The 9598-nt window shown below is 48.7% G+C and carries 11 protein-coding genes and 1 pseudogene; 11 read left to right on the top strand and 1 reads right to left on the bottom strand.

Translation table 11 applies throughout. The features are described 5' to 3' along the window. Positions 1-84 precede the first annotated feature (84 nt). From L2082_RS16425 to L2082_RS16475, 11 genes are all read left to right on the top strand, one after another. Complete coding sequence (locus tag L2082_RS16425; RefSeq protein WP_446011981.1) at positions 85-393, top strand: hypothetical protein; 309 nt, start codon at positions 85-87, stop codon at positions 391-393. A gap of 274 nt (positions 394-667) precedes the next feature. Continuing rightward, positions 668-1534 (top strand): ATP-binding protein, encoded by an 867-nt coding sequence (locus L2082_RS16430; protein ID WP_446010841.1) that lies wholly within the window; start codon positions 668-670, stop codon positions 1532-1534. A 75-nt stretch (positions 1535-1609) separates the two neighbouring features. After that, positions 1610-2113, top strand: a complete 504-nt coding sequence (locus L2082_RS16435; RefSeq protein WP_446010840.1) for a hypothetical protein — start codon at positions 1610-1612, stop codon at positions 2111-2113. A 48-nt stretch (positions 2114-2161) separates the two neighbouring features. Continuing rightward, positions 2162-2608, top strand: coding sequence for a hypothetical protein (locus L2082_RS16440; protein ID WP_446010839.1), 447 nt, complete (start codon positions 2162-2164; stop codon positions 2606-2608). Positions 2609-2725: 117 nt separating this feature from the next. Next, positions 2726-3835: a hypothetical protein gene (locus L2082_RS16445; RefSeq protein WP_446010838.1), complete on the top strand. Its 1110-nt coding sequence runs from the start codon at positions 2726-2728 to the stop codon at positions 3833-3835. 112 nt (positions 3836-3947) lie between these two features. Continuing rightward, the gene (gene kamA, locus L2082_RS16450; RefSeq protein WP_446011982.1) at positions 3948-5270 is read left to right on the top strand and encodes a lysine 2,3-aminomutase; all 1323 of its coding nucleotides are present in this window, start codon (positions 3948-3950) and stop codon (positions 5268-5270) included. Then, positions 5227-6123, top strand: a complete 897-nt coding sequence (gene ablB, locus L2082_RS16455) for a putative beta-lysine N-acetyltransferase (RefSeq protein ID WP_446011983.1) — start codon at positions 5227-5229, stop codon at positions 6121-6123. Before kamA ends, ablB begins: the two co-directional genes overlap by 44 nt. Further along, on the top strand, positions 6124-7638 hold the full coding sequence (gene lysS, locus L2082_RS16460) for a lysine--tRNA ligase (RefSeq protein ID WP_446011984.1): 1515 nt from the start codon (positions 6124-6126) through the stop codon (positions 7636-7638). Between the two features lie 103 nt (positions 7639-7741). Further along, positions 7742-8053, top strand: coding sequence for a nucleotidyltransferase domain-containing protein (locus tag L2082_RS16465; protein ID WP_446011985.1), 312 nt, complete (start codon positions 7742-7744; stop codon positions 8051-8053). A gap of 188 nt (positions 8054-8241) precedes the next feature. Beyond that, positions 8242-8538 carry a type II toxin-antitoxin system RelE/ParE family toxin gene (locus tag L2082_RS16470; protein WP_446011986.1) on the top strand — a complete coding sequence of 99 codons (297 nt, stop codon included), beginning with the start codon at positions 8242-8244 and terminating at the stop codon, positions 8536-8538. A 9-nt stretch (positions 8539-8547) separates the two neighbouring features. Continuing rightward, positions 8548-8877, top strand: a complete 330-nt coding sequence (locus L2082_RS16475) for a HigA family addiction module antitoxin (RefSeq protein WP_446011987.1) — start codon at positions 8548-8550, stop codon at positions 8875-8877. Positions 8878-9376: 499 nt separating this feature from the next. Here L2082_RS16475 and L2082_RS16480 read toward each other — a convergent pair. Further along, a pseudogene (locus tag L2082_RS16480) lies at positions 9377-9598 on the bottom strand (IS66 family transposase); the annotation flags it as partial.

Here is a 9598-nt window from a genome sequence, read left to right on the forward strand (position 1 = left end):
GCAAATGGATACAACGGACGCCCGCAATGGCAGCGGGACTGACTGATCATAGATGGACATTAAAAGAACTGTTTACAACTGTCGTTGTCGGCGAACAACACTCAGGAGGGTGACCATCTCATCACTCTTGTTGAAGAAAATCAGGAGGTGTTGACCGACAAAGACTTTGACCCCACCAACCGGGTGGACGAACTTAAAGTCAAGAAAACGACTGCCGACACTGCGGAAATTGAGCAGCAGGAAGCAGCTGCCAGGGCCAAAGAGGCCACAGCTGAGGCCAACCGCACGCTGGATGATGCCTATGACGACGCCTCCGACTTTGCCGACCTGATCTCCGGTCTGCTGGGCAAGGATGACGAGTTGGTCAAGAAGATGCGGAAGTTCCGCAAATAGTCCCCTCAGATTCGCCTCATCATCCCCCTGTGGCGTAAGACCATCCCCAAGGGGATCATGCCTGGTCACAAGGTACGAAGGATGATCCCCCTGTGACGCAAGGCAATCCCCAGGGGGATTATGTTCCGTCACAGGTGACGAGGAGTTATCCCCAAGTGACGAACGATGATCCCCAAGGGGATTGGGGATTGTATCCGGTCACAAGGTACGAGGAATGATCCCCTTGTGACGCATAACGAACAACCTCTATAATACGCATGATGTTCCTTGAGCCATGTTAAAAAAAGAATTGCAGGAAATTATCCTCAACGGAGAGAACTCGGGAGTTGAGTTTAAACGTGATGATATGCCAGTTCCGCGCACAGATATCTCCTGCCTTGATCTGGTGCGGTTGGAAAATTATCTCCGCGACATTATTAATGACCCAGAGATACCCGCAAGCCAGGAAGAGTGGGAGACCCGCCTCACCCGCCTGGGATTTCTCACCCAAGCCGGGGAGGTCATCTGCTGCACGGTTGCTGGCTTGGTTTTATTCGGATACCATCCCCGGAGATATTTAAAACAGGCCGGTATCCGGGTTTTTACCTTTTCAGGAGAGGACAAGGAATACAAGGCCCTGCTGGATGAGATCCTGGACGGCCCGCTGGTGGGACGTCGGATCAACCGGGACGGCTTATCTGAGCTTGCTGATCCGGGCCTGCTTGACCGGGTGATGCCGTTGATCACCCCGTTTATTACCGAAGAGGGCAGCGAGATAACAGAGCACATGCGTCGGGAGACCTACAGAAAATATCCCTTTGAAGCTGTGCGGGAGGTTATTGTCAATGCCTTGGCGCATCGGGATTGGACCCGCTTTGTGGACATTGAAATAGGACTGTACGCAGACCGGCTGGAGGTGATCAGTCCGGGTGCCTTGCCCAATTCCATGTCTGTGGACAAAATGATTGCCGGGCAACGATCACCGAGAAACACCATTATCATGGAAGTGCTACGGGATTATAAATATGTGGATTACCGGGGCATGGGCATCCGAACCAAGGTTATTCCCCTTATGCGGGAGATGAATAAGACGGAACCAGAGTTTATTGTTACAGAGGATTATCTCAAAACAGTGTTGTATAGCAGAAAGATAACTTACTAAAACAGGAACTATAAATTACAGAGGAATGATATGATTGATGACGAAAAGCAAGTTGGGGTGGGAGTTTGACAAATAATGGATAAAGAATGTTATGCATTTCCCCCGCAGAGACCTGGAGAGCGGCTTCCCAATTTTGCAGTGAAATTCAGATTTACGCTGCTGTTTTTTGCCTTATCCAGTGTGATACTTCTAAGCGAGGTCTTTTTGGGTTGCGACTTGATCGAATTTATCTATACCTTGCACAGTACTATGCTGGATCAATGCCTTTCCGTTGCTGTTCTGATTGTAACCGGTCTGGTGATTGATTATATCAACAACATAAAACGCAGAAAAGAGCGAGAAAAAGCCGTAGCCTATAATGCCGCTGTGAGAACAACCAACTATCTGTTGCGGGGGGTGATGAGCAATATGATTGTTCTGTCAGAGTCAAAATCTGTGCAGGAGGAGTTCGGTTATGATATTACTGAAATCATGAAAGGAAATATAGAAAAAATAGAAGAAATTCTTGAGGGCCTGAGCGGTTTGAAAGAAATTACACCGGAAATGATCCGGGAAATATCTCAACCGAAAGAGAAGTGAGAAAGCTCCACAGGCAACAAGGATAATTTATAATTCCAGAAAAAAAAGATGTACACAAGAATCATCAACCCATTATTGCTGCTTATCGGCATGATCGGCGTTTTCATCCTTGGAAACAATCTTTACGCTGATCTCATGCAGGTGTATTACGGGAACCATAATATCTATTGGACCCATAAGGATTCACCATTACCCCTTGAAAAAACCAAGAACAGCTTTAAGGTCTCTATCGGAGAGAAAACCCTGCTGGATCATCTGCACGGAAAAACCTTTTTTGCTGCGGATGGGGATTTGGTCCCCTATCCTGTTCTTGCAAAAGATGTTACTGTGCGGGTGAATAACTGGCCTGCCGTGAAAGCGCAGATTTTGACCAGGACGACCGTTACCGGCTTTCTCTTTGGGGTGCATCTGACCTTGCTGATCGTGGGATTGGTCCAGACCTGTCTTCAAAGGAAGAAAAAGAAAGAAAAGACTGGCAACCGTCCAAGAGGTTGATTAATTATGCTGAGCCATGGAACGCCCTTACGGGATCTGTGAATTTAATCCATGATTATCAAGGGTACTCGTTCTGACAACCATTTATGATACTATATAACACTAAAAGGCTAAAATATGATTGCAAATAAGAATACATTTACCGCAAATGGTCTCCCTGTCCTCATCGGTTCCCTGCCTCTGAGCGACCACAAGGAGGCTCTGGAGCGTATTTTCACTGCCACCCCGGAAGTTCCCCTCTGGCCCCAGCTGCCCGGCGATCCTCTGGAGGGGATGATGCCCCAGTTTGCTGAGGGGATTCCCTGTATTCGGGAAGAAAATATCAGCGATCCGGAAGGTCGCATTCTTTATGACATCACTGGACCTGATTTTGAAGAGCAGATGCTGACCTTTTACGAGGACTATATGGCTGTGCTGGAAAACCCGGAAGCACCAGCAGGGGCCAGATTTCGGGTCAGCCGGGAACGGGCCGAGGGCCTGTACTGCTTTGGCGAGGCATTGCAGACCGGACAGTGTGATGACAAGCTCGTCGCCCTTAAAGGGCAGGTTACTGGTCCTTTTACTATGTTAACCGGGATTAAGGATATCCAGGGCCGGGCCGGATATTACGACGACACTATCCGGGAAATGGTGGTCAAAGGTATTGCCATGAAAGCAGCCTGGCAGACCCGTTTTCTGTCCTGTTGTCATAGCAAGCCAGTGATTACGTTCATTGATGAACCAGCCTTGGCTGGCTTGGGTTCTTCCGCCTTTATTTCGGTAACCAATGCGGAAATCCAGGAGATGATCAATGAGGTGGCTGATGCGGTTCATCAGGCTGGCGGACTCATGGCAATCCATGTATGCGCTAACACAGAATGGGAAATCCTGTTGGGCGCAAACATTGATATTCTCAGTTTTGATGCCTACAGCTTTTTTGATAAGCTGGCAGCCCTGAACGACCAGGTGCATGCATATCTGGATCGGGGGGCCATTTTGGCCTGGGGCGGTGTTCCTACTGGTAAACCCTATGATATTGAAAAAGAAAGCGCAGAATCCCTGACCCTGCTCTGGGAGCATCAGATGGAAAAGCTTGTTCGACCGGGCCGGGACCGGGCTGATTTGCTCCGACAGACGTTGATCACACCGAGTTGCGGGACTGGTTCGTTGCGTTTGGAGCATGCGGAAAAAGTGTTGCAGCTGACCAGAGAGGTGTCAGCAAATCTGCGGGCAAAATATCTCTCATAATCGCAGAAAGCATTGAAGCGGCGAACAGCAGGCCTGAGAGAAAGCCGAAAAAATGTCTGGCAGCTGTTCGCGTATCCGTTATTCAACTATAAGGAATACAATGAAGGAGACAATGATTTATACAGAAAATCAACAGGAAATCGGCGAACGAATAGACGCTGATGTCTCCAAAACCATCTGGAACGACTGGAGATGGCAGGTGAAACATCGTATCCGTTCCTTGCAGCAACTGGAGGATTTCCTGAACCTTGATCTTGGAGAAGAAAAGAGAAAACAGATTCAACAAACTATTAAAAAATTTCCTCTCTCCATCACGCCCTATTATCTTTCCCTGATTAATACGGAGAATTTCGAAAACGATCCTGTGTTCATGCAGTCGGTTCCGTCCATTCAGGAACTGGAGATGTCGAATGAGGATATGGCGGATCCCCTGCACGAGGACCAGGACAGTCCGGTGCCGGGTATCACTCATCGCTACCCGGATCGGGTGCTCTTTCTGGTCAGCAATGTCTGTGCCATGTACTGCCGTCATTGCACCAGGAAAAGAAAGGTTGGTGATGTGGATAATATTCCATCAAAAAAGGTTATTAAGCAGGGCCTGGAATATATTCGAAACACCCCGGTCATTCGTGACGTTCTTCTCAGCGGTGGTGATCCCTTCCTGCTGCCGGATGAATACCTGGATTATATCCTCACGGAACTGGGCAAAATAGAGCATGTTGAAGTGGTTCGGATCGGTACGAGAACCCCGGTGGTCTTGCCCTATCGGATCACAGATGACTTAGTCAACATATTAAAAAAACATCATCCCCTGTGGATCAATACCCATTTTAATCATCCCAGAGAATTAACTGAATGCGCCCGCAGAGCCTTGGCCAAACTGGCTGACGCAGGCATTCCGCTGGGGAATCAGTCTGTACTTCTGTCCGGGGTCAATGACTGTTCCAGAATCATGCGAACCCTGTTCCATAAACTGGTGGCTAACCGGGTTCGGCCCTATTATCTCTACCAATGTGATCTTTCTGAGGGCCTGAGCCATTTTCGTACCCCGGTGGGCAAAGGGATTGAAATCATAGAAAACCTGATCGGCCATACCAGCGGTTTCAGTGTCCCCACCTATGTTATTGATGCGCCCGGAGGCGGCGGCAAGATTCCGATCATGCCCCACTACCTTATTTCCTGGTCCACCAACAAAGTGATACTACGCAATTATGAGGGAGTGATCACCACCTATAAGGAACCAGACTCCTATGAACCGGTTTTCTGTGATCGTAAATGTAATGATTGTACTCTCCAGCTTTCCCTGGATGAGGCAACAGAGTATCAGCCCGTAGGCATAGACAGGTTACTGGCTGATTATAGTGATACACTTTCTTTGGTGCCGCAGGATAATGAGCGAATGGAGAAGCGGGAGAATGGTGAAGGACAGGATTGAAGAATATCAGGGCAGTACGATTCAGCACGGATCGTATAATGATCGTATTTATCTTATGCGGCTTGCTGATCACTCTCCGGCAGACTTTCCGCAGCAATTGCTTGAGCTGGCAGAGCATAAGGGGTATTCCAAGATTTTTGCCAAAGTACCGGAAGATGCAGGAGCTGCATTTCTACAGGCAGGTTTTGTTAAAGAAGCTGAAATTCCCGGTTTTTTTCAAGGGAAAACAAGTGCCCTGTTCATGGGCTATTATCTCAGGAAGATCCGGGCCCAGGAAGATGATGCTGCGCAACTGGAAAATATCCTGCATATTGCCGAGGACAAGCGGAGCACAGCAATGCTGCCTCCAGATGCGCGGTTGACCCTCCGACGATGTGCCCGGAAGGATATCCCGGCCATGGCAACAATCTATGAACAGACCTTTGCCTCTTATCCCTTTCCCATTTATGAGGAAAAATATCTGTTAGAGACCATGGAAACCCATGTTGCCTATTTTGGTGCAGAAACAGACGGAAAACTGGTTGCCCTGGCCTCGGCAGAGATGGACAGAGAAGTTGCCAATGTGGAAATGACAGACTTTGCCACCCTGCCTGAGCAGGCAGGGTATAATCTTGCGTTGCATCTTTTGCAGCAGATGGAACAGGCCATGCAAGAAGAGAAAATGAACACGGCCTATACCATTGCCCGTGCTGTCTCCCCGGCTATCAACATTACCTTTGCCCGGGCTGGGTATACCTTTGCCGGACGGTTAAAAAATAATACAAATATTTCTGGAAAAATTGAGAGCATGAATGTGTGGTACAAGGCTCTTACTGACTCGTCGGAAACAACCCATAACTCATTAGTGCAATAAATGGATAATCAGAACCAACTCCTCAAACAACGACGTGAAAAAGCCCAGACCCTGGCTGATGCCGGGGTGAATCTGTTTAGCAATGATTTTAAAAATCCTCAGCCGGTGAGGGAAATCCTGCCCCTGGCAGAGAGCCTGGAACCGGAAACCCATGCCCCGGATGATGCGGTCTATCGGGTGGCCGGTCGTATCATGTCTTTGCGAAAATTCGGCAAGGCTGCCTTTTTTCATGTCCAGGATGAAACCGGACAAATGCAGATCTATGCCCGTCGTGATATGCTGGGCGAGGAGTTCCAGCTTTTTAAGAAATGGGATGTGGGCGATATTGTCGGAGTAGAAGGCAAGCTGTTCAAGACCAAGACCGGGGAACCTTCCATTGAGGCATCCAGGCTGTACATGATCACCAAGTCCCAGCGTCCCCTGCCCGAGAAGTTTCACGGCCTGACTGATGTAGAGACCCGTTATCGGCAGCGTTATGTGGATCTGATTGTTAATCCAGAGGTTCGGGAAACCTTTCGCAAGCGGGTGGAGATTATTCGGTTGATTCGTCAGTTCCTTACAGACCGGGGCTTTATGGAGGTGGAAACCCCGATGATGCAGCCGGTTCCTGGTGGTGCTACAGCCAGGCCCTTTAAGACCCATCATAATGCTCTGGACATGGATCTGTTCCTCCGTGTCGCACCGGAGCTTTATCTCAAACGCCTGGTGGTGGGTGGCTTTGAACGGGTTTTTGAGATCAACCGGAATTTTCGCAACGAGGGCCTGTCCACCCGCCATAACCCGGAATTCACCATGCTGGAGTTTTATCAGGCCTATGCCACTTATGAAGATCTGATGGAGGTGACCGAAGAGATGATTTCTTCCATTGCAACCCAGGTTTGCGGGTCTGCAGAGATTATTTATCAGGGTATGCCGGTGAATCTGGCACCGCCCTGGAAGCGCTACACCATGGATGAGGCCCTGGTGGAAGTTGGCGGCATTGAACCTGAACTTCTCAAGAATGATAGTACTATCATGGGGCTGGCCAAGAAACATGGTATCAAGCTCCAGCCGGATGCCGGGCCGGGCAAGGCCAAGACTGAGCTGTTCGAGCAGTTGGTGGAAGAAAAACTCATTGATCCCACCTTTATTACGGCCTATCCAGCCGAGGTCTCGCCCTTGGCCCGCCGCAACGAGGAAGACCCGAGCATTACAGATCGCTTTGAACTCTTCATCACTGGTCGGGAGCTGGCCAATGCCTTTTCCGAGCTGAATGATCCCATTGATCAACACGAGCGCTTTACCAAGCAGATTGCCGAGCGCGGCGATGATGAGGAAATCCATCCGGAGCTGGACACGGATTATGTCCGGGCACTGGAGTACGGTATGCCAGCAGCAGCTGGGGAAGGCATCGGGATTGATCGCCTGGTGATGCTGCTCACGGATTCGCCGTCCATCCGGGACGTGATTCTGTTTCCGCATCTCAAGGCTGAGGTTCCGGCGGCAGAGCCGAAGAAGAAAAAGAAGAAAGGGTGACATTGCGTCAGCTTGGCGACCCGGATAAGTTAGCGAAAATACAGGCTGCATACACCAGAGAGATCACAGGAGAAATGATAAAGAAAAGTAAGGAAGTGCTGCAATGGGTCAAGACACAGTTTTAGTTGCCGTAAAGCGGTTCAAAAAGGTATTGGAATCCGTCAATATCCGAGTTGAACAGTTGATTCTGTTCGGTTCTCATGCCAGCGGGACAGCTCGCAAGGACAGTGATATTGATCTGGTGGTTATTTCTTCCAGTTTTTCGGATAAAAGCTATTGGGAACGGATTGATATATTAACCGATGCTATTTATCAGGTCGTTGCGCCGATTGAAGCATCGGCATTTACTCCTGACGAATGGAAATCGGAAAAATCATTAATGTTTGATTATGTTAAAAACGGTGTATCAGTATAGCATTTGATAGGTCGAGGCAACAGCGGAGTCGAAGAAGAAAAAGAAGAAGTGAGAATTATTATTCACCTAGTGCTAAAGTGCAAGCCTTTCTCGGATTCATTTCCTGTCCTCAATGTGATTGTCTTGCCGAGCTTAATCGTAAGCAATCAGAACTTGCCGAGTGTAACTGTGGGTGTTACACTGTAACTATGATAGAAAGTTTTCGTAACAAATGGCTAAAGAACTTTTTCATAGAGGATTCTCATTCCAAGAAAATTCCTTCAGCACTTCGTTCACGGTTGTTTCGAAAGTTGCAGCTGCTGGACGATGCAACTTGTGATGCTGACTTAAGGATCCCACCCAGCAATCATTTTGAGAGGTTGTCTGGAAAATTACTGGGGAAATGCTCTATACGGGTCAATAACCAATGGCGTCTTATTTTCATTTGGGATGCAGAACGGGGAGAGGCGGATGACGTCTATCTGGATAATCACACATACAGATGAGGGATACTGATGATACTCACTAAACATCAGCCGGTCAGTGTCGGGGAAATGATTGCCGAGGAGTTTATGGTGCCTCTGGGAATTACGCAGGGGCAGCTTGCTGCTGCAATGGGCGTAAGCCGAAAGACCGTCAACGAGCTCTGTATCGGCAAGAGATCAGTAACGGTTGATACTGCTCTGATGTTGGCCAAGGTATTCGGCAATACAGCACAGTTTTGGCTGAATTTGCAGCAGCGCAATGACCTCTGGGAGGCTTTGCACTCTCCGAAGAGGATGGATCGAATCAATCGGGCAAGGCCGATTGGACAGCACAATAACTGCTCACCCATTTCCTGTTAGGCTCGCTGGGACGCCGGGAGGATTTTTCCTGTCAAAGTTATAGAGCAAATGACCATGTAACCTGCTGTGAGGACATGGAAATCCGGTGGAACTGAAGGGGTTGGAAACTACTTTTTCTAATTTGTTGGAATAAAAGGAGAAAGAGAGGGTGTAGAATCCGGGAAAATCGGAAAATGCTCGGTGGAAAAGAAAGGGGTTGAATAATCCTTCGTTTTAAGGTAGATACAATTGGTATGTTCCCCGCACATGCGGGGATGAACCGATAGCGGTATAATTTATTAAGGAAGGTGTAAAATGTTCCCCGCACATGCGGGGATGAACCGGTGAATATATTTGTCATGCTGATCATAACGGTATGTTCCCCGCACATGCGGGGATGAACCGTTTGAGGGTAAAAAAAATTAATCCGAGAGCAGAATGTTCCCCGCACATGCGGGGATGAACCGTACAGCCTGTTGGACCACCCTCTGTGTAACCGTTCAGACCCCTCTCATTTTTTTTACGCAGCAAGAGGCAGAGGAGGCACATCCAGCCCCTGGCGCCGAGCCGTGATAACCTCAGCGAGATATTTCCACGGACAGGCGTTGCGCTTCTTACACGTATCAATCACGCTCGCAAGTATGGCGAACACATGACTGCCTTGGCCATTACGGGTACCGTGGCTTAATTTGCGCGCAATAACCCAATGACGTAGTGCTTGCTCCGCCTCATTATTGGTCAG

This window comes from Candidatus Electrothrix sp., from assembly GCF_052785085.1.